This is a genomic window from Pseudoxanthomonas beigongshangi (assembly GCF_016820515.1).
Classification (GTDB): domain Bacteria; phylum Pseudomonadota; class Gammaproteobacteria; order Xanthomonadales; family Xanthomonadaceae; genus Pseudoxanthomonas_A; species Pseudoxanthomonas_A beigongshangi.
Map to the genome: position 1 here is coordinate 93,082 of NZ_JADHDV010000011.1, position 18,442 is coordinate 111,523.

Consider the following 18,442-nt stretch of genomic DNA (forward strand, 5'->3'; position numbering starts at 1 on the left):
GATCAGCGCTCCTCGTACGGGAAGCCACGGGCGGAGATGCCGGCACGGGCATCGGGCATGCGCGGCAGGTCGGCGATGAAGTCATCCGGGTACCAGCCCAGATGGCGAACGCCCTGGGCCTGCAGGCGACGGATGAGGGCATTGATGCGCGGGCCGGGAATCGGCTTGCGGGTATTCCAGTCGACGGTCTGCAGTTCGAACAGGGTCTGCGACAGTTGCGGGTCCTGCTTGCGTACCGCCGCCACCAGTTCGTCCAGCCACTTCTCCGGACGCCGGCTGCCTTCCATCCACGGCATCGCCATCAGCGCGGTGTGATCGTAGGCGCGGTTGAACAGATCCAGCCGCTGCGCGAACCAGGCCTGGCTCTGCGGTTCCAGCACGGGGCGCGCGTACATGTTGCGCACGGTCTTGAGCTTGGGACGCCAGCGCTCGGCGGCGTTCCTCAGTTCCAGGGTGAAGTCGATCAGCGCCTGCGTGCGCGCCTCGGTGTTGCCGGGAGCGAGCGTGGCCAGTTCGGTGTCGCGCAGGTAGGCATCGTCATGGAACAGGAGTCCTTCCATGTACGAGGCGACCGCCAGGTCCTCGTAGATGCCGGCGATGGTCCGGCGCACGTCCGGACGGGTGAAGTCCAGCCGCGGGATGCCGTCGGCCTCGCGGCTGGCGATGGCCATGCCGGGCACCTGCTGCGGGAGCTTGTAGGCCATCACCGGCAGCCAGGCGAACACCTTGACATGGGCGCGGGTGTACAGCTGCCAGGCGACCCGGTTGTACAGATCCGCGCGTACCGGCATGAAGCGGTTGGGGAAGTACAGCGCGTCGGCGGCACCATCGCCATCCGGGTCGGCGAAGGCCTGCAGGAACACATGCGAGGGGCCGATGCGGTTGACGCGCTCGATCAGCAGGTCCAGGTTGCGCGCCTGCTGTTGCGGGTCAGGGTCGTAGACCGCGTCCAGGTCGATCTGCAGGGCACGGATGCCTTCGGCTTCCGGATCGTGGCGGAGCTCATAGGCCAGTTCGGTGACGGTCGGATTGTCCATCACCAGCAGGCGGGCCAGGCCGTGCAGGTCCGCGGTCACCGGCGTGCTGGGGCCTTCCAGATCGAAGGACACCGGCATGCCCAGCGATTCGGCGATGTCGTTGCTCACGCTGCTGTAGGCGGCGTAGGGCCACACGATGGCGCGCGGCGCCTGGCCCAGGTGCCGGCGGATCAGATCGCTGCTGGTCGCCAGATCCGAGCGCACGCGCTCGCGGTACGCGGCTTCGGTTTCATAACGCCCGGCTGCCGGATCGTAGATGCGGGTGATCGCGGCCGGGGTCTGGTTGCCCTGCGGGTTGGACTGCACGCCTTTGTGCAGGGCGTTGGTGTGGCTGGCGACTTCGACCAGCCCGCTGGCCTGCATCTCCCGCAGTTGATCCCAGGTGACGAAATCGTCGCGGGTGAACATGCGCGGACCGTAGTCGATCTCCTGGCCGGCGGGCATGTCGACCCAGCCGGTGATCACCGCCGCCAGCGCCGGGTAGTTGTAGGCGCGCAGCAGCGGGAAGGCATGCGTGTACAGGCTGCGCAGGCCGTCATCGAAGGTCAGCAGGACCGGCTTGGCCGGCAGCGGCTTGCCGCCGCGGGAGGCTTCCACCACCTGCGACAGCGACACCGGGTGGTAGCCGTGCCCGGCCAGCCAGTCCAGGTGCGCGGCGAAGTTCTGGGTGCTGACCGCGTAGGCGTCGGCGTCGCCTTTCTTGGCGACATCGTCGCGGATGTCGTGATAGCTGAGCACCAGCAGCGGCTCGGCGGCACGCGCGGCGAGCATCGGCGCGAACAGCGCCAGTGCGCACAGGGCCAGCAGCAACCAGGTTGGACGTACGGACTTCATCATCATTCTCCCCACCGCAGTTCGGCATCGAAGCCGAAGCGTTCTTCACGGACCCCGTCGTAGACCGGGCGCGACCAGCTGACCCCGTAGGTCAGCACCCGGCCGAGCGCGAATTTCCATTCGTGCTCGTAGCGCAGCGCCGGCACCCAGTGGGTGCCGAAGCCTTCCTGCCAGTAGCGGCCGGCGGTGGCGGTGAGGCGATGGCGGAAATGGCGCTCGTATTCGCGCCACACCAGGTGATCCGCGCGCAGGCCCAGTTCCAGCGAACCGTCACGCGAGGGATTGAAGTACGGTGTGTCCCGGCGGCTGCCGCGGCTGCCGTAGAGACCGGCCAGGCCGTCGAGCAGGAAGTAGGGACGGGTCCACAGGCGCTGTTCGGCATTGAGGTTGAGCGCGGTGCGGCGGTTGCCGTCCTCGTAACGCCAATGGGTGAGCCCGCCACGGAATTCAGTGCGCTCGTTGCGCTCGTACACCAGGTTGATCGCGGCGCTGTCGGCGGTGATGCCGGCGTCACGCGCCTGCAGCGAGGCGTCGGCGTCATTCCGGCGCAGCGAAAGCTGGCCGTCGAGGGTATCGCTGAAGCGCCAGCCCACGTCCAGCGACACGCCGGTGCCGCCGACGCGGTCACTGGCGTGGTAGACGCCCAGGTGGGTGTCCAGGCGGTCGTAGGCGTAGCGCACGCCGACGCCCTGCCGGCGATGATGGATGCGATCCCGATCGAAGTCCGCCCAGCGGTCGTCGGCCACGGCGGTTAGGCGCCAGCGGTCATCGAACAGCGGCGATTGCACTTCCACGCCATATTCGCCGTCGCGGTTGCCGAACGGTGTGTTGCCGCTGCCGCCGTTGCTGCGCGCGCCGGCCACGTAGGCGCGCCATTGCCAGCCGCGATGATTGCGCCAGAGTTCGTCCATGCGCTGTACGTTCGGCTGGTCGCCGTATTCCCTGACCAGCAGATCGTGCAGATCGCGGGCCTGGTCGTCGCGGCGCAGGGTGACCAGCGCCTCGACCTGGCCGACGCGCGCATTGACGTCGCGTTCGTCCAGCGTGGAGGCCATGCGGAAGCGCTCCAGCGCCCGCTCCGGCCAGCCGCGCATCATGTAGACCTGGCCGAGCGAGGTCTGCATGCCGGCGTTGTTGGGCGCGATGCCCAGCATGGCGGTGATGTCGCGTTCGGCGCTGGGCAGGTCCTCGGAGAAGGCGCGCAGCATCGCCAGGGTGCTGTCCGTGTCGGCGCGGCGCCAGTTCTGGCTGCCCTGGCGCGCGCCCGGCGCGTACAGCCAGGCCGGCTGGGTCTCGCGATAGGCTTCCAGGCCGCGGATGGCGGTGGTGGGCCGCTCGCTTTCCAGATAGGCGTAGGCCAGTTGCATGCGCACGTCGCTGTTGTCCGGATCGGCCTTGAGCGCGGCTTCCAGCACCGGCGCGGCCTCGAACGGACGCTTGAGCGCCATGAACGAATCGCCCACCGCGGGTAGCGCGTAGGCGGGCACCGCGAGTCCGGCGGTGTCGTTCAAGGCCTGGTATTCGTCGACCACCTGCTGGTGGCGTCCCAGCTTCGACAGCAGGATCAGCCGGTCATAACGGATGCGGGTCGGCAAGGTTGGATCGTTCGCCGGACTCCGTCGCAGATATTCCTCGATGGCGCTGTCGGCCACACGCGCCTCGGCCAGGCGGTTGCGCTCGTTTTCCGGGTAGGCCTGCGACCACAGGATCAACCGGGCCAGGTAGTTGGCTTCGAACTGCTCGCGCTGCGCGGCATCGAACAGCTCGGGGCGGGCGCGGTACATCGCCCAGGCCTGGTAGCTGTTGCCGACATCGCCCAGGGTCAGGGTACGCAGGCGGTACAGCTCGGGATCGTCCGGGCGCTGGGCCTGCAGGCGTTCGAATATCGCCAGGGCGTCCAGCCAGCGCGACTCGTCGCGCAGGCGGGCGGCCTGCGCAAGCGAGGCCTCGTGCCCCGGATCGTTGCCGGCGCCGGCCGGCGGGAAGGTGGGAGTGGTGGCGGGTGCCGCTGCCAGAGCCGGCAGGCCGGTCGCACCCATGGCGCATGCAAGCGCCCAAGACAATGTGGTTCTTTTCAAAACGTTCCGCCCCTGTCGCTAACAGTTGGGTCCCCCGGGGGAGACCGTGCTGGTGGTCCTTGGATTTGTGATGAGTCGCACAAATCCTGCCAAGTCTAGGAAGCGGTACCCAAAGGGCGCCCAAACGGGACGATTCTGTTAATAATCCATAAATTTATGTGATGTAACTCACTAAAAATCACGATCAATCGGCCTTGCTTGCCCGGTTTCCCGCCGAAAACACGAGTCGGGGTGGGGTTTGTGAGCGATACGTGACAGGTTCCGCGTGAGGCTCGAAAGCATCCCGAAAAGCGGAACTCCCGGGGCGGGCGGGCCTGAGCCACCGGAAATGCGGCCTTCGGAGCCATCAGGTGGGCAGGACCAAAAGTGACCCTTTGCGTCACAAAACGGTGATTTGAATCACGAAACTGTAACGAAGGCTCGGAGAGGCGATGAGAGGTCACATTGCCCGGCCCGCCGGGTTGGCACGCGAATTGCTCGATGACAGGCACATCCGCTCCGTGTCCACGCCGCCATGTACGACGCCCATTCGCCTTCAGACGCCCCTCCGTGGGACGGTGCCCGTACCCGGCCGCCGGAGCCGCCCGTGCCCGCGCCGGTTCCTGTGCCGGAATTCCGTCGCTTCTATGTGCCGATCCGCCTCAAGTACGTGCTGGTGCTGGCCGTCGCGCTGGCGTGGGCCGGACTGAGCGTCAAGCTGTCCCAGCCCTGGCTGCATGAATTGTCCGCCCACGTGGGCTTCGCCCTGGCGCTGGTCGTGATCATGTTCATCGCCTACGTGCCGGGCTTCATGAACGCGTTCCTGATCGGCTCCATCCTGGCCGACCGCCGTCCGCGCCTGCGCAGGTTCGAACGCCTGCCCGATGTCTGCGTACTGGTCGCCTGCTACAACGAGGCGGAGAACATCGCCGACACCCTCACCAGCCTGTCGCGCCAGGATTACCCGGGCGAAATCGAAGTGGTCGTGATCGACGATGGTTCCATCGACGACAGCGCCGCGATCGCCCGCGCGACCGCGGCCGACCAGGCGCGCCCCGGCCTGCGCATCCGCGTGCTGAACCAGCCGAAGAACGGCGGCAAGTCCAAGGCCCTCAATCGCGGCCTGGCGGAAACCCGGCAGGCGCTGGTGGTCACCGTCGACGGCGATTCCTATCTGCGTCCGGACGCGCTGCGCAAGCTGGTGGAACGGTTCCTGTCGGATCCGGCCGGCACCGTGGCGGTGGCCGGCGCTGTGCTGGTGCGCAACTCGCGCGAGAACTGGCTGACCCGCAGCCAGGAATGGGATTACTTCCACGGCATCGCCGCGGTCAAGCGCATGCAGAGCATGTATCACGGCACGCTGGTCGCGCAGGGCGCGTTTTCGCTGTACACCCGCGAGGCGCTCGAACAGGCCAACGGCTGGCCGGAGTGCGTGGGCGAGGACATCGTGCTGTCGTGGGCGCTGCTGAAGACCGGCGCGCGCATCGGCTACTGCGAGGAAGCCTGCCTGTTCACCCGCGTGCCGGAGAAGCTCGGCCAGTTCTCCAAGCAGCGCCAGCGCTGGTCACGTGGCCTGATGGAAGCTTTCGCTCGCCACGGCAGCCTGCTGTTCAAGCCGCGCATGACCACCTTGTTCATCTGGTGGAACCTGCTGTTCCTGCCGCTGGATCTGGTCTACACGCTGGCCTTCATTCCCGGCTTGATCCTGGCGCTGTTCGGCTTTTACTGGATCGCCGGTATCATGACGCTGCTGGTACTGCCGCTGGCGGCGTTGTGGAACCTGATCATCTTCCGCGTGCAGTCGAAGATGTTCAAAAGCCAGGATCTGCGCGTACGCCGCAACATCAGCGGATTCCTGTTCTACACCCTGGCCTACACCATGATCCTGCAGCCGGTCTGCGTCCTGGGGTATGCCGCCGAAATCCTGCGCCTGCGCAAGACCTGGGGGACCAAATGAGAAAGTGTGCCGTCGCCGCCGCCCTGGGATGGGCGCTGGCGATTCCCGTGTTGTCCGCCCATGCCGCCGAGGATGCGCCGGCCGCGCGCCCGGCGCTGCGGACGGACTTCTGGATGGGCTCCGATGCGGACGACAACGAAACCCGCAAGCTGGCACTGGGCTGGGACATCCAGCACCGCGATATCGAGCACTGGTGGGGCGTGAAGGTCGAACGCGCGCGCTTCTCCGGACGCGACTGGTCCGAATCCGAGAACCGCGCCTACCTGAGTGGCGCCGGCAGCCTGGGCAAGGACTGGCGCTGGGACGGCGACATCGGCAGCAACGGCGACGACCTGCTGGGCCGCGCCTCGATCCACAGCACCGATCCCTGGCGGAAGGAAATCTTCGTCGAGCGCGAAGTCCTGGAAACCCGACGCGGCGTGCGCGAGGGCTGGGTGCAGACCTTCGCCGGCGCGGCCATCGACATGCCCTTCAGCGATCGCTGGTCCGCCAGCCTGGTCGCCGGCGTGCAGGACTTCGGCACCGGCGACAACCTGCGCACCCACCTGCGCGGCAACCTGGTCTATGCGTTCGCGCCGGAGTACGGCCTGAGCGCGCAGCTGCGCACCCGCTACTACCGCAACAGCGAAGCCTTCGAGGCCGACTACTATTCGCCCCCTTGGTACGGCGAAGCGCTCGGCGTGCTGGCCTGGCGCCGCCACATCGGCGGCTACCAGTGGAGCGCGCGCGCCGGCTGGGGCCGCCAGCGCAGTTCCGAGGAGGGCTGGAAGCGCGCCCGCCTGGCCGAGTTCGGCGTGGAGACCCCGCGCTGGAAGGACGCCTGGCTGCGCCTGGACGCCGGCTACACCGATACTCCGGTACTGACCGATACCGGCACCGGCAGCTACGCCTACCGCTACGTGCGCCTGCAGGCGTTCGTGGTGTTCTGAGATCCGGGAAGGTCTTGCCGGCCGGCGAGGTGCCTGCCGGCCTTCGGCCCCGTGGAATGGGGGACTTTCGGTCTTCGGGCACAAAAAAACCCGAAAAACATTCGTTTTCCAGGCTTGATTGCGACCTATCGATTGGTCGGGGAGACAGGATTCGAACCTGCGACCTCTACGTCCCGAACGTAGCGCTCTACCAGACTGAGCTACACCCCGTGTGAGCCGGCTATTCTATTCAGGACGCCGACGGACGGCAACAGTTTTTTGCATGCCTGCCCCCGGCGCGCCGTTCAGTCTTAGAATGACGGCCCTCGATATCGCTCGTCCCCCCGGAGTTTTCGCTTGATCAAGCCACGCACGCCGCCAGGAGTGATGGAACTGCTGCCGCGCGAGCAGATCGCGTTCCAGCGCATGCTGGACACCATCCGCCGCAACTACGAGCGCTTCGGGTTCCTGCCGGTGGAAACCCCGGTGTTCGAGCTCTCGGAAACCCTGCTGACCAAATCTGGCGGCGAGACCGAGCGCCAGGTCTATTTCGTGCAGTCCACCGGCGCGCTGGCCAAGACCGAGGCGGGTTCCGCCGAGGGCCTGCCGGAACTGGCGATGCGCTTCGACCTGACTGTGCCGCTGGCCCGCTACGTGGCCGAGCACGAGCACGAACTGACCTTCCCGTTCCGGCGCTACCAGATCCAGCGGGTGTACCGGGGCGAGCGTGCCCAGCGCGGCCGGTTCCGCGAGTTCTACCAGTGCGATATCGACGTCATCGGCAAGGACGCGCTCAGCATCCGCTTCGACGCCGAGATTCTGGCGGTCATCCACGCGGTCTTCAGTGATCTGGGCATCGGCAAGTTCACCATCCAGCTCAACAACCGCAAGCTGATGCGCGGCTTCTTCGAGGCCCAGGGCATCGCCGACGGCGAACGCCAGGCGCTGGTGCTGCGCGAGGTCGACAAGCTCGACAAGCGCGGCGCCGACTACGTGCGCGAGACCCTGCAAGGTCCGGATTTCAACGTGCCGGCCGAAGCGGTCGCGCGGATTCTCGAATTCGTCGCCGTGCGCTCGACCAGCCATGCCGACGCATTGGCCCGCCTGGAAGCGCTGGGGCAGGGCAACGAGACACTGGCCCGGGGCGTGGCCGAGCTGCGCGAAGTGCTGGAACTGGTGCATGCGCTGGGCGTTCCCGAGAGCGACTATTGCCTCAACTTCTCGATTGCACGCGGCCTGGATTACTACACCGGCACCGTCTACGAGACCCAGTTGGACGACTACATCCAGATCGGCTCGATCTGCTCGGGCGGCCGCTACGAGGATCTGGCCAGCCACTACACCAAGTCGAAGTTGCCCGGCGTGGGCATCTCCATCGGCCTGACCCGCCTGTTCTGGCAGTTGCGCGAGGCCGGACTGATCGCCGGCAGCGACGAGAGCAGCGTGCAGGCGATGGTGGCGCTGATGGACGATGACGCGCTGGCCGATTCGCTGGACATCGCCCGTCGCCTGCGCGTCGCCGGCATCAATACCGAAGTGCAGATGGAAGCGCGCAAGTTGGCCAAGCAATTCCAGTACGCCTCGCGCGCGGGCATCCGGTTCGTGGTGCTGGCCGGCGAGGACGAACGCGCCCGCGGCATGGTCACGGTGAAGGATCTGGTCCGCGAACAGCAGTTCGAGGTCAAGCGCGAGGAACTGGCCAGCAGCCTGAAGGTGGAGCTGGAGCAGGCCCGCGCGCTCGCGGGCCGCTGAAAGCACGCGAACGGTAGAGCGGAGCTTGCTCCGCTGCTTTTCGCGCGTGGTTTGAGTCCGCGCAGCCGAGCGAGCTCGGCTCTACATGGGTAGAGCGGAGCTCGCTCCGCTGCTTTTTCGCACGTGGTTTGAGTCCGCGCAGCCGAGCAAGCTCGGCTCTACATGGGTAGAGCGGAGCTTGCTCCGCTGCTTTTCGCACGTGGTTTGAGTCCGCGGAGCCGAGCGAGCTCGGCTCTACGTGGGTAGAGCGGAGCTCGCTCCGCTGCTTTTCGCGCGTGGCTTGAGTCCGCGGAGCCGAGCGAGCTCGGCTCTACATGGGTAGAGCGGAGCTTGCTCCGCTGCTTTTCGCGCATGGTTGAGTCCGCGGAGCCGTGCAAGCCCGGCTCTACAGCGTGCGCACGCAATCGCGGCCTTCGGCCTTGGCGGTATAGAGCGCCTGGTCGGCGACCTGCAGGGCGGAATCGATGCTGTTCTTGTCGATGTCCACGCAATGCACGCCGATGCTGGCGGAGATGGGAATGTCCAGATCCCCGCTGCGGCAGGGCCGATCGCGCAGGCGCTGGCGCAGTTCCTCGGCCACATTGCTGGCCTCGTCCAGATCCATGTCGGGCAGGGCGGCGATGAATTCCTCGCCACCGAAGCGCGCAACCAGCGCGCCGTAAGGCCGCAGCGTTTCGGCCATCGTGTTGGAAGTCCAGCGCAGGCAGTCGTCGCCGACCAGATGGCCGTAGGTATCGTTGATGCGCTTGAAGTGGTCCAGATCGATCATCAGCAGCGAGATGGGCTGCTGGCTGTTGCGCGCCTGCGAGAGCAGGTGTTCGAAGGCTTCGCGGAAGTGGGTGCGATTGTAGAGTTCGGTCAGCCCGTCCAACTGGCTGAACTCGCGCAGGCGCAGGTGCGCGGCTTCCAGTTGCTCCAGCGCGCTGCGCAACTCGCCGGTGCGTTGTTCGACCTTGATTTCCAACTGGTCGCGCGATTCGCGCACGATCCGCTCGTTCTCGTTGCGCAGCGAGGCGTAGCGGTAGCCCAGCGCGACCGACAGCAGCAGCATTTCCAGGGCCGAACCGATCTGCACGCTGTACTCGGTGACGAAGTTCTTGGGCAGCGCGCCGAAGGCGACCATCGCGACCATCGCGATGCCCGCCAGGAACATCGACCAGGCCAGCAGGAACAGCTTGGCCGGCTTGTAGCCGCTGCGCATGGCAACCACCGCCTCGACCGCGATCCAGGCCACGCTCAGGATCACCGCGACCACCGCCAACTGGGTGGATAGCCGGATGGGAATCCAGGTGGTGGCGACGCTCAGCACCACGAACAGCGCGATCATGCCCAGGCCGATGCGGTCACCCAGCGGCCAGCGCCGGGCCAGGCCTAGGAAATTGCGTGCGAACTGTTGCATGCCGATCTGCGCCAGGCAGATCGAAAGCGGTACGGCCTTGTCCGCCAGCCACGGTGAATGCGGCCACAGGTACTCGAAGCCCAATCCGTACAAGGTGAACAGCACCAGCCCGAACGCGCTGATATGGAACATGTACCAGAAGTAGCTGGCGTCGCGCAGGGTCAGCCACAACACCAGGTTGTAGGTGAACAGCGCCAGCAGGATGCCGTAGTACACACCCATCGCGAACTGTGCGTCGCGCGAGAGTTCGGCGAAGGCGGTTGGCGTGTACAGGGCCAGCGGCACCTGCATCGAGCTCTGGCTTTCCACCCGGACGAACAGATCCGCCGGCTGTCCGGGCGGCAGGTCAAGCTGGAAGTTCGGATGCCGGTAGCGCACGCTGCGCTGCTCGAAATGCAGGTGATCGCCACCGGCCTGGTGGAACAACTGGCCGTCGGGGTAGCGCACGTACACGTCCAGCCGATCGCTCAGCGCGTACTGCTGGACCAGCAGCCAGCGCGGTTCCTGCAGGTTGCGATTGAGCAGGTTGACGTGGAACCAGTAGGCGCCGGGCTGGAAACCGAAGGATGCATCGTCGCCTGGCAATGGCCGGAAGCGTCCCGCCCGCAGGCTGGTCTCGATCGCCCGGATATCGGCCCGGCCATCGCTGTCGTGGAAATAGGTCGTATGGGGACCCAGGGCATGGGTGGCCGCATCGCCTGACATCACCAGTGGTGCCTGCGCCTGCGCGAGCGCGCAGAACAGCATCAGCGCGGCCAGCAGCCAGCGAAGTCCGCGGATGGCTTCCCTCATTCCCGTCCCCGATCCAGAGCACCCGCCGGGCCGGCGGACCGGCCGCCAGTTTAACCGTGGGACCGGGGGAGGCCGGGAGGGGCCGGACTTGACGGGGCCTGGAGGCTCAACTAATGTATTAACGCATTAGTACATTGATTGGGCCGGTCGCCGGTCCCTGATTTCCCGGACCCCACTGACTCCCCATGAAGCGCCGCCCCGCCATTCCCGACGATGACCGCGCCGAAAGCGCCTCCCTGCAGGCGCTTTCCCAGGCGCTGGCCAGCCTGGGCGAAGCCGGGCAGGTGCGGGCATTCCTGGAAGACCTGTGCACACCGGCCGAGTTGGAGGCCATGGCCGACCGCTGGCGGGTGGTGCCGCTGCTGCTCAAGGGCGTGCCTTACCGGGAAATCCATGAGCTGACCCAGGTCAGCGTGACCACCATCGGGCGGGTCGCCCGCACCCTCGAACGGGGCACCGGCGGCTACGCCACCGCGTTCCAGCAGCAGCAACCGCGCGCCAACGGCGCCTCCCACTGAGTTTCCTCCCATGAGTCCCAGGGTTGTACCCGCGACGCGCGATCGCCTGCGCATCGCCATCCAGAAAAGTGGCCGCCTGGCCGAACCCGCGCGCGCGCTGCTCGCCGCCTGCGGACTGAGTTGGCGCGAGAGCCGCGACAAGCTGTTCTGCTACGGCGAATCGCTGCCGATCGACCTGCTGCTGGTGCGCGACGACGACATTCCGGGCCTGATTGCCGACGGCGTGTGCGACTTCGGCGTGGTCGGCCGCAACGAACTGGACGAACAGGCCGGCGAACGCGCGCGCATCGGCCTGCCGGCGGCCTACCGGGAACTGCGTCCGCTCGGCTTCGGCCAGTGCCGGCTGATGCTGGCGGTGCCGGACAACTGGGAATGGCTGGGCGCGGCGCAACTGCAGGGCCTGCGCATCGCCACCAGCTATCCGGCAATCCTGTCGGACTGGCTGCGGCGCCAGGGCGTGGAAGCGGGTGTGGTGGAGTTGTCGGGTTCTGTGGAAATCGCCCCGCGCCTGGGCACCGCCGACCTGATCTGCGATCTGGTTTCCAGCGGCGCGACCCTGGCGGCCAACCAGCTCAAGCCGGTGGAAACCCTGCTGGACAGCGAGGCCGTGTTGGCCGGTCCGGTCCGCGAGTTCGAGGACGAGCGCGCGGGACTGGCGGCGATGCTGCTGCGCCGGGTCGACGGCGTGCTCAAGCTCAAGGACAGCAAGCTGCTGATGTTCCGCGCCAACCGCGACACCGTCGCCGAACTTTCGCGCCTGCTGCCGGATGCGGAACCGCTGGTCCAACTGCCCGGTTCCGGCGAAGGTCCGCTGTCGCTGCAGACCATGTGCCACGGCGCCATCACCTGGCAGCGGCTGGAAGAACTGGAACGCGCCGGCGCGCAGGGATTGATGGTGCTTTCGGTCGAGAGGTCGCTGGCATGAATCGCTTGATCTGGTCCCGCCTCGATGGCGAACAACGCCGCGCCGCCCTGCGCCGTCCGGTGCAGGTGGTGGCCCAGCGCACCCGCGACGCGGTCGCCGCGGTGCTGGCGGAAGTGCGCCAGCTCGGCGACCCGGCGCTGCGCGAATTCACCAGCCGTTTCGACGGTGTGGCGCTGGACGATTTCGAAGTGCCCGCGGCGGAGTTCGCCGCCGCCGAAGCGGCGGTGGCGCCGGCGCTGAAGCAGGCGATGGAGGAGGCGGTCGCCCGCATCGAAGCCTTCCACCGCGCGGGCATGGCCCAGCCGTACGCGGTCGAAACCGCACCCGGCGTGCTTTGCGAACGGATGATCCGGCCGATTGCGCGGGTGGGCCTGTACGTCCCGGCCGGCAGTGCGCCGTTGCCTTCCACCGCATTGATGCTGGGCGTGCCGGCGCGCCTGGCCGGTTGCCGCGAGGTGGTGCTGTGCACGCCGCCGCGCGCCGACGGCAGCGCCGATCCCGCCGTGCTGGTGGCCGCGCGGATGACCGGTGTGACCCGCGTGTTCAAGTTGGGCGGCGCGCAGGCGATCGCGGCGATGGCGTTCGGCACCGCCAGCGTGCCCCGCTGCGACAAGCTGTTCGGACCGGGCAACAGTTACGTGACCGAGGCCAAGCAGCAGGTCGCGCAGGCCGGCGTGGCCGCCATCGACATGCCGGCCGGGCCGTCGGAAGTGCTGGTGATCGCCGATGCCGGCGCGGATCCCGCGTTCGTCGCGGCGGATCTGCTGTCGCAGGCCGAGCACGGCCCGGATTCGCAGGTGCTGCTGTTGTCGGACGCGCCTTCGCTCATCGACCGCGTCGCGGTGGAACTGGAACGCCAACTCGCGGCGTTGCCGCGCGCGGCGATCGCGCGCCAGGCGCTGTCCGCCTCGCGCCTGATCGAAGTGGAACGGCTGGACGATGCGTTCTCGGTCAGCAACGAATACGCGCCCGAGCACCTGATCCTGGCCCTGCGCGACCCGCGCGCCTGGCTGGAGCGGGTGGAAGCGGCAGGCTCGGTGTTCCTGGGCGATTACACGCCCGAAGCGCTGGGCGACTATTGCAGCGGCACCAACCACGTGCTGCCGACCAGCGGCGCCGCGCGCGCCTACAGCGGCGTGAGCGTGGCCAGCTTCCAGAATTTCGTCAGCGTGCAGGCGGCCAGCCGCGCGGGCATCGGCCGCATCGGCGCGTGCGCCTTGACCCTGGCGCGCGCCGAGGGACTTGATGCGCATGCCAACGCGGTCGCGCTGCGGCTGGAGGCGGCATGAATACGCCCGACAACAAGGCGGCAAATGCCGGAGTGCTGAGTCTGGTCAGGCCCGACCTGCGCGGTTTCGGTGGCTACAAATCGGCCCGCACCGAAGCCTTGCGCGGGGATGTCTGGCTCAACGCCAACGAGTCGGCCTGGTCCAACCCGGCCGACGCGGGCGCGACCTGCCAGCGCTATCCGGAACCGCAACCAGCAGCCTTGCGCGCGGCGCTGGCCGACTTGTATGGCTGTGCCCCGGAGCAGTTGCTTATCGGCCGCGGCAGCGACGAGGCCATCGATCTGCTGGTGCGCGCGCTGTGCGTGCCGGAACGCGACGGGGTGGTGATCAGCTCGCCGGTCTTCGGCATGTACGCGGTGTCCGCGCGATTGCAGAACGCACCGCTCATCGATGTGCCGCTGCGCGATACCGAGCAGGGCTTCGAGCCAGATTTGGATGGACTGGCCGCCGCCGCGCTGGCGAACGGCGCCAAGCTGGTGTTCCTGTGCTCGCCGACCAATCCCACCGGACGCGCCTGTACGCGGGAGGAAATCGCGGACCTGGCCGGGCGCCTGGCCGGTCGTGCGCTGCTGGTGGTCGACGAGGCCTATGTGGAGTTTTCCGATGTTCCCTCGGCCAGCAACTTGATTGCGCGGTTCCCCAATCTGGTGGTGTTGCGCACGCTGTCCAAGGCGCACGCGCTGGCGGCCGCACGAATCGGCGTGGCGATCGCCGCGGAGGAACTGATCGCCGTGCTGCGTGCCTGCCAGGCGCCGTATCCGGTGCCTGCGCCCTGCGCGGAACTCGCGCTCGCCGGCCTGGCGCCGGCGGCGCTGGCGCAGACCCGGCAGCGGGTGGAACGGGTGCGGCGCGAACGCGAGCGGATGCGGGGGGCGCTGGCGGCGCTTCCCGGCGTGCGTCGCGTCTATCCCTCGCAGGGCAACTACCTGCTGGTGCGGTTCGACGATGCCGACCGAGTGTTCACCGCGCTGCTGTCCACCGGCGTGGTGGTGCGCGACCAGCGCGCCGCGCCGCAACTGGGCGATGCGCTGCGGATCAGCATCGGCAGTCCGGAGCAGAACGAACGGGTGCTGGCGGCACTGGCCGTGCGGGAGGCGGCGGCATGACTCCGATCCTGTTCATCGATCGCGACGGCACCCTCATCGAGGAACCGGCCGATTTCCAGATCGACGCCTACGAGAAGATCCGGTTCGTGCGCGACTGCATTCCGGCGTTGCTGAAGCTGCGCGACGCCGGTTACCAGTTCGTCATCGTCAGCAACCAGGACGGACTGGGCAGCGAAGGCTATCCGCAGGCGTCGTTCGATGGTCCGAACGATCTGATGCTGCAGATCTTCGAAAGCCAGGGCATCCGTTTCCGCGAAGTGCTGGTCGACCCGAGCTGGCCGGAAGAGAACCGTCCGACCCGCAAGCCCGGCATCGGGCTGGTCCTGCACTATCTCCAGGATCGCGACATCGACTGGGCGCGCTCGGCGATGGTCGGCGACCGGCCCACCGATATCCAGTTCGCCGACAACCTGCGCATCCGCGGTTTCCAGCTGAAGACCTCGCAGTTCGGCGGCGACTGGGACTGGCCGTCGATCGCGCATGAACTGGCCGATGCGCCGCGCCGGGCAGATGTCCAGCGCAATACGAAGGAAACCCGTATCCGCGTGGAGTTGGATCTGGATCGGGTGGCCGAGCCGGTCATCCGCACGGGACTGCCGTTCTTCGACCACATGCTGGAACAGATCGGCAAGCACGGCGGTTTCGCCTTGCGCATCGACACCGAGGGCGATCTGCACATTGACGAGCACCACACGGTGGAGGACACCGGCCTGGCGCTGGGACAGGCGCTGAAGCAGGCGCTGGGCGACAAGCGCGGCATCGGCCGCTACGGCTTCACCCTGCCGATGGACGAAACCCTGGCCAGCGCGGCGCTGGATTTCAGCGGCCGGCCGTACTTCGTGTTCGACGGTGAATTCCGCCGCGAGCGGGTCGGCGATCTGCCCACCGAACTGGTGCCGCATTTCTTCCGCTCGCTGTGCGACGCCTCCGGCCTCAACCTCAACCTGAGCGTGCGCGGCGACAACGACCACCACAAAATCGAAGCCTGCTTCAAGGCGCTGGCGCGCGCGTTGCGCCAGGCGATCCGGCGTGAAGGCGCGGAACTGCCCTCGACCAAGGGAGCGTTGTGATGCAGGTGGCGTTGGTGGATGCCGGTGGCGCCAACATCGGTTCGGTCCGCTACGCGCTGGAGCGCCTCGGCGTGGCCGCCACGCTCACCGCGGATTCGGCGGTCATCCGCGCCGCGGACCGGGTCATCCTGCCTGGCGTGAGCACCGCGGCCACGGTGATGGCGCGGCTGCGCGAGCAGGGACTGATCGAGGTGCTGCGGCAACTGGAACGCCCGTTGCTGGGGGTCTGCGTCGGAATGCAGCTGTTGTTCGAACATTCGGAAGAAGACGACACGCCCTGCCTGGGCCTGTTGCCGGGGCGGGTGGCGCGATTGTCGCCGGGTCCCGGCATCCGGGTCCCGCACATGGGCTGGAACACGCTGCGTACGCAGCGCGGATCCGGTCTGACCACTGGCCTGGACGGCGGCCATGCCTATTTCGTGCACAGCTACGCCGCGCCGGTCGGTGCGGATTGCCTGATGAGCACCGAGCATGGCCAGCCGTTCGCGGCGGTGGTGCAGCGTGGCCGCGTGGCCGGTGCGCAGTTCCATCCGGAGCGCTCGGCCGAGGTCGGTGCGCGGCTGATCCGGAACTTCATCGAAACGGGATTGCAATGATGGCCGCGGTATCGGCGGGCGCGCGCGCGCAACAGGACTTCCAGGCCTATCCGGCCATCGACATCCGCGACGGCCGGGTCGTGCGGCTGGCGCAGGGCGACTATGCGCGCGAGACCCGCTATGGCGACGATCCGCTGGCGGTCATCCGCGGCTATGCGGAACAGGGCGCGCGCTGGCTGCATCTGGTGGATCTGGATGCGGCCCGCGCTGGCGGCTACACCCTGGCGCCGCTGCTGCGCGATATCGCCACCACCACCGGGCTGCGGGTCCAGACCGGCGGCGGCGTGCGCTCGCGCGAGGATGTCGCGCGCCTGCTCGATGCCGGCGCGGCGCGGGTGGTGATCGGGTCGCTGGCGGTACGCGAACCGGAGGCGGTGCTGGCCTGGTTGGCCGAGTTCGGCGCCGAGCGCATCACCGTGGCGCTGGACACGCGCCAGGACGCCGCCGGCGTCTGGCGATTGCCGGTGCACGGCTGGACCGAGGACGCCGGCGTGACCCTGGATGAACTGGCGGTCCGCTTCGAGGCCGGCGGACTGGTCCACGCGCTGAGCACCGATATCGCCCGTGACGGGATGCTGTCCGGCCCCAACCTCGATCTGTACCGGCACCTGGGCGCGATTGCGCCGCGGCTGCGCGTGCAGGCGTCCGGCGGTGTCCGCGCGCTCGACGATATCGTCGCCGCGCGCGCGCAGGGCTGTGCCGGCATCGTGCTGGGGCGCGCGCTGCTGGAAGGCCGCTTCAGCGTGGCCGAGGCGCTGTCATGCTGAGCCGGCGCATCATCCCGTGCCTGGACGTGCGCGACGGCCGCGTGGTCAAGGGCGTGCGCTTCCGCGATCACGTCGACATGGGCGACATCACCGAGCTGGCATTGCGCTACCGCGATGCCGGCGCCGATGAACTGGTGTTCTACGACATCGGCGCCAGTCCGGAAGGGCGCTCGGTGGACTACGCATGGGTGGAGCGGGTCTCGCGCCTGCTCGACATTCCGTTCTGCGTGGCAGGCGGTATCCGCGACGTGGATACCGCGCGGCGTGTGCTGCACGCCGGCGCGGACAAGATTTCGGTCAACACGCCGGCGCTGGAACGTCCCGCGCTGATTGGCGAACTGGCAAAGGCCTTCGGCGTGCAATGCGTGGTGGTCGGTATCGATTCGGTGCGCGAGGCCGACGGCGAATGGCGGGTGCGCCAGTACACCGGCGATCCGGCACGTACCCGCGCGCTGCCGGTGCGTACGCTGGACTGGGTGGGCGAGGCGCAGCGGCTGGGCGCGGGCGAAATCGTGCTCAACTGCATGGACAGCGACGGCGTGCGGCGTGGCTACGACATCGAGCAACTGACCGCCGTGCGCGCGCTGTGCGCGGTGCCGCTGGTGGCTTCCGGCGGTGCCGGGGAACCCGAGCATTTCGCCGAGGTATTCCAGCGTGCCGATGTCGATGGCGCGCTCGCCGCCAGCGTGTTCCACAGTGGCCGGATCGCCATTCCGGATCTGAAGACCTACCTGCGCGGGCAGGGCACCGAGGTGCGTGATGTCGCTTGAACCGGAACAACTGGATTGGAACAAGGGCGACGGCCTGCTGCCGGTGATCGTGCAGGATGCCTCGACCCGCCGCGTGTTGATGCTCGGTTACATGAACCGCGAAGCCCTGGAGGCGACCCTGGCCAGCGGCCGGGTGACCTTCTACAGCCGCAGCAAGCAGCGCCTGTGGACCAAGGGGGAGAGTTCCGGCCACGTGCTGGAAGTGCGGGCCATCGAGGCTGATTGCGACAACGACACCCTGCTGGTCCAGGCGGTGCCGCACGGGCCGACCTGTCACCTCCAGCGCGCCAGTTGCTTCGCGGAGGCGCCGGGCTCGTTCCTGGCCGAACTGGACGCGCTGGTGGCGCGCCGCGAGCGCGAGCGCCCGGCGGGCAGCTATACCACCCGGCTGTTCGAGGAAGGCGTGCGCCGGATTGCGCAGAAGGTCGGCGAGGAAGGCGTGGAGACGGCGTTGGCCGCCGTGGCGCAGGACGAGGCGGCGCTGCTCGGCGAAAGCGCGGACCTGCTGTATCACCTGCTGGTACTGCTGCGCAGCCGCGGGCGGGGTTTGGCCGACGTCGAGGCGTTGCTCGCGGCCCGCCATTCCGCCTGAACCTGCATCGCGGTGGCGAGGTACGCCGCTGCCGCACGATAATCGGCGGGTTGCCCGAGGGGCGTCGCCGGAA

The 18,442-nt window shown here is 67.9% G+C and carries 15 protein-coding genes and 1 tRNA gene; 12 read left to right on the forward strand and 4 right to left on the reverse strand.

All coding sequences use genetic code 11. The annotated features are described in order from the left end of the window. Window positions 1–2 precede the first annotated feature (2 nt). Both pgaB and pgaA read right to left on the reverse strand, forming a co-directional pair. The gene (pgaB, locus tag IQ458_RS10290) at window positions 3–1,874 is read right to left on the reverse strand and encodes a poly-beta-1,6-N-acetyl-D-glucosamine N-deacetylase PgaB (RefSeq protein ID WP_183637279.1); all 1,872 of its coding nucleotides are present in this window, start codon (window positions 1,872–1,874) and stop codon (window positions 3–5) included. Further along, a complete protein-coding gene (gene pgaA, locus IQ458_RS10295) occupies window positions 1,874–3,910 on the reverse strand; it encodes a poly-beta-1,6 N-acetyl-D-glucosamine export porin PgaA (RefSeq protein WP_183637276.1) in 2,037 nt (678 codons plus the stop codon). Before pgaA ends, pgaB begins: the two co-directional genes overlap by 1 nt. A gap of 625 nt (window positions 3,911–4,535) precedes the next feature. Here pgaA and IQ458_RS10300 point away from each other — a divergent pair. Together IQ458_RS10300 and IQ458_RS10305 are read left to right on the forward strand one after the other, a co-directional pair. Continuing rightward, window positions 4,536–5,885, forward strand: a complete 1,350-nt coding sequence (locus IQ458_RS10300) for a glycosyltransferase family 2 protein (RefSeq protein ID WP_328805149.1) — start codon at window positions 4,536–4,538, stop codon at window positions 5,883–5,885. Beyond that, a complete protein-coding gene (locus IQ458_RS10305; protein WP_183637270.1) occupies window positions 5,882–6,814 on the forward strand; it encodes a hypothetical protein in 933 nt (310 codons plus the stop codon). The genes IQ458_RS10300 and IQ458_RS10305 overlap by 4 nt, the downstream gene beginning before the upstream one ends. A gap of 133 nt (window positions 6,815–6,947) precedes the next feature. On the opposite strand, the gene IQ458_RS10310 is transcribed toward IQ458_RS10305, so the two are convergent. Beyond that, window positions 6,948–7,024 (reverse strand) — tRNA-Pro (locus IQ458_RS10310). A gap of 126 nt (window positions 7,025–7,150) precedes the next feature. On the opposite strand from IQ458_RS10310, the gene hisS reads away from it, so the two are divergent. Continuing rightward, a complete protein-coding gene (hisS, locus tag IQ458_RS10315; protein ID WP_203322721.1) occupies window positions 7,151–8,545 on the forward strand; it encodes a histidine--tRNA ligase in 1,395 nt (464 codons plus the stop codon). A 385-nt stretch (window positions 8,546–8,930) separates the two neighbouring features. On the opposite strand, the gene IQ458_RS10320 is transcribed toward hisS, so the two are convergent. Then, on the reverse strand, window positions 8,931–10,736 hold the full coding sequence (locus tag IQ458_RS10320; protein ID WP_203322722.1) for a sensor domain-containing diguanylate cyclase: 1,806 nt from the start codon (window positions 10,734–10,736) through the stop codon (window positions 8,931–8,933). A gap of 185 nt (window positions 10,737–10,921) precedes the next feature. On the opposite strand from IQ458_RS10320, the gene IQ458_RS10325 reads away from it, so the two are divergent. The 9 genes from IQ458_RS10325 to hisIE are packed head-to-tail and all read left to right on the forward strand — an operon-like array spanning window position 10,922 to window position 18,369. After that, window positions 10,922–11,254 (forward strand): YerC/YecD family TrpR-related protein, encoded by a 333-nt coding sequence (locus tag IQ458_RS10325; protein ID WP_183637261.1) that lies wholly within the window; start codon window positions 10,922–10,924, stop codon window positions 11,252–11,254. Between the two features lie 10 nt (window positions 11,255–11,264). Continuing rightward, entirely contained in the window at window positions 11,265–12,179 is a 915-nt protein-coding gene (gene hisG / locus IQ458_RS10330) for an ATP phosphoribosyltransferase (protein ID WP_203322723.1), read from the forward strand. Beyond that, entirely contained in the window at window positions 12,176–13,468 is a 1,293-nt protein-coding gene (gene hisD, locus IQ458_RS10335) for a histidinol dehydrogenase (protein WP_203322724.1), read from the forward strand. Before hisG ends, hisD begins: the two co-directional genes overlap by 4 nt. Next, entirely contained in the window at window positions 13,465–14,574 is a 1,110-nt protein-coding gene (gene hisC, locus IQ458_RS10340) for a histidinol-phosphate transaminase (protein WP_203322725.1), read from the forward strand. The genes hisD and hisC overlap by 4 nt, the downstream gene beginning before the upstream one ends. Next, window positions 14,571–15,644 (forward strand): bifunctional histidinol-phosphatase/imidazoleglycerol-phosphate dehydratase HisB, encoded by a 1,074-nt coding sequence (gene hisB / locus IQ458_RS10345; protein ID WP_192198926.1) that lies wholly within the window; start codon window positions 14,571–14,573, stop codon window positions 15,642–15,644. Before hisC ends, hisB begins: the two co-directional genes overlap by 4 nt. Then, complete coding sequence (hisH, locus tag IQ458_RS10350) at window positions 15,641–16,240, forward strand: imidazole glycerol phosphate synthase subunit HisH (RefSeq protein ID WP_203322726.1); 600 nt, start codon at window positions 15,641–15,643, stop codon at window positions 16,238–16,240. Before hisB ends, hisH begins: the two co-directional genes overlap by 4 nt. Then, the gene (gene hisA, locus IQ458_RS10355) at window positions 16,240–17,007 is read left to right on the forward strand and encodes a 1-(5-phosphoribosyl)-5-[(5-phosphoribosylamino)methylideneamino]imidazole-4-carboxamide isomerase (RefSeq protein WP_203322727.1); all 768 of its coding nucleotides are present in this window, start codon (window positions 16,240–16,242) and stop codon (window positions 17,005–17,007) included. Before hisH ends, hisA begins: the two co-directional genes overlap by 1 nt. Further along, on the forward strand, window positions 17,001–17,777 hold the full coding sequence (gene hisF, locus IQ458_RS10360; RefSeq protein WP_192198929.1) for an imidazole glycerol phosphate synthase subunit HisF: 777 nt from the start codon (window positions 17,001–17,003) through the stop codon (window positions 17,775–17,777). The genes hisA and hisF overlap by 7 nt, the downstream gene beginning before the upstream one ends. Beyond that, complete coding sequence (gene hisIE, locus IQ458_RS10365; protein WP_183637219.1) at window positions 17,767–18,369, forward strand: bifunctional phosphoribosyl-AMP cyclohydrolase/phosphoribosyl-ATP diphosphatase HisIE; 603 nt, start codon at window positions 17,767–17,769, stop codon at window positions 18,367–18,369. Before hisF ends, hisIE begins: the two co-directional genes overlap by 11 nt. Window positions 18,370–18,442 lie beyond the last annotated feature (73 nt).

Bases quoted from the DNA above. Each gene is read 5' to 3' on its own strand.
- pgaB (WP_183637279.1), bottom strand. From the start codon at position 1,874: ATGATGAAGTCCGTACGTCCAACCTGGTTGCTGCTGGCCCTGTGCGCA.
- pgaA (WP_183637276.1), bottom strand. From the start codon at position 3,910: ATGGGTGCGACCGGCCTGCCGGCTCTGGCAGCGGCACCCGCCACCACT.
- IQ458_RS10305 (WP_183637270.1), top strand. From the start codon at position 5,882: ATGAGAAAGTGTGCCGTCGCCGCCGCCCTGGGATGGGCGCTGGCGATT.
- IQ458_RS10320 (WP_203322722.1), bottom strand. From the start codon at position 10,736: ATGAGGGAAGCCATCCGCGGACTTCGCTGGCTGCTGGCCGCGCTGATG.
- IQ458_RS10325 (WP_183637261.1), top strand. From the start codon at position 10,922: ATGAAGCGCCGCCCCGCCATTCCCGACGATGACCGCGCCGAAAGCGCC.
- hisG (WP_203322723.1), top strand. From the start codon at position 11,265: ATGAGTCCCAGGGTTGTACCCGCGACGCGCGATCGCCTGCGCATCGCC.
- hisD (WP_203322724.1), top strand. From the start codon at position 12,176: ATGAATCGCTTGATCTGGTCCCGCCTCGATGGCGAACAACGCCGCGCC.
- hisC (WP_203322725.1), top strand. From the start codon at position 13,465: ATGAATACGCCCGACAACAAGGCGGCAAATGCCGGAGTGCTGAGTCTG.
- hisB (WP_192198926.1), top strand. From the start codon at position 14,571: ATGACTCCGATCCTGTTCATCGATCGCGACGGCACCCTCATCGAGGAA.
- hisA (WP_203322727.1), top strand. From the start codon at position 16,240: ATGGCCGCGGTATCGGCGGGCGCGCGCGCGCAACAGGACTTCCAGGCC.
- hisF (WP_192198929.1), top strand. From the start codon at position 17,001: ATGCTGAGCCGGCGCATCATCCCGTGCCTGGACGTGCGCGACGGCCGC.
- hisIE (WP_183637219.1), top strand. From the start codon at position 17,767: ATGTCGCTTGAACCGGAACAACTGGATTGGAACAAGGGCGACGGCCTG.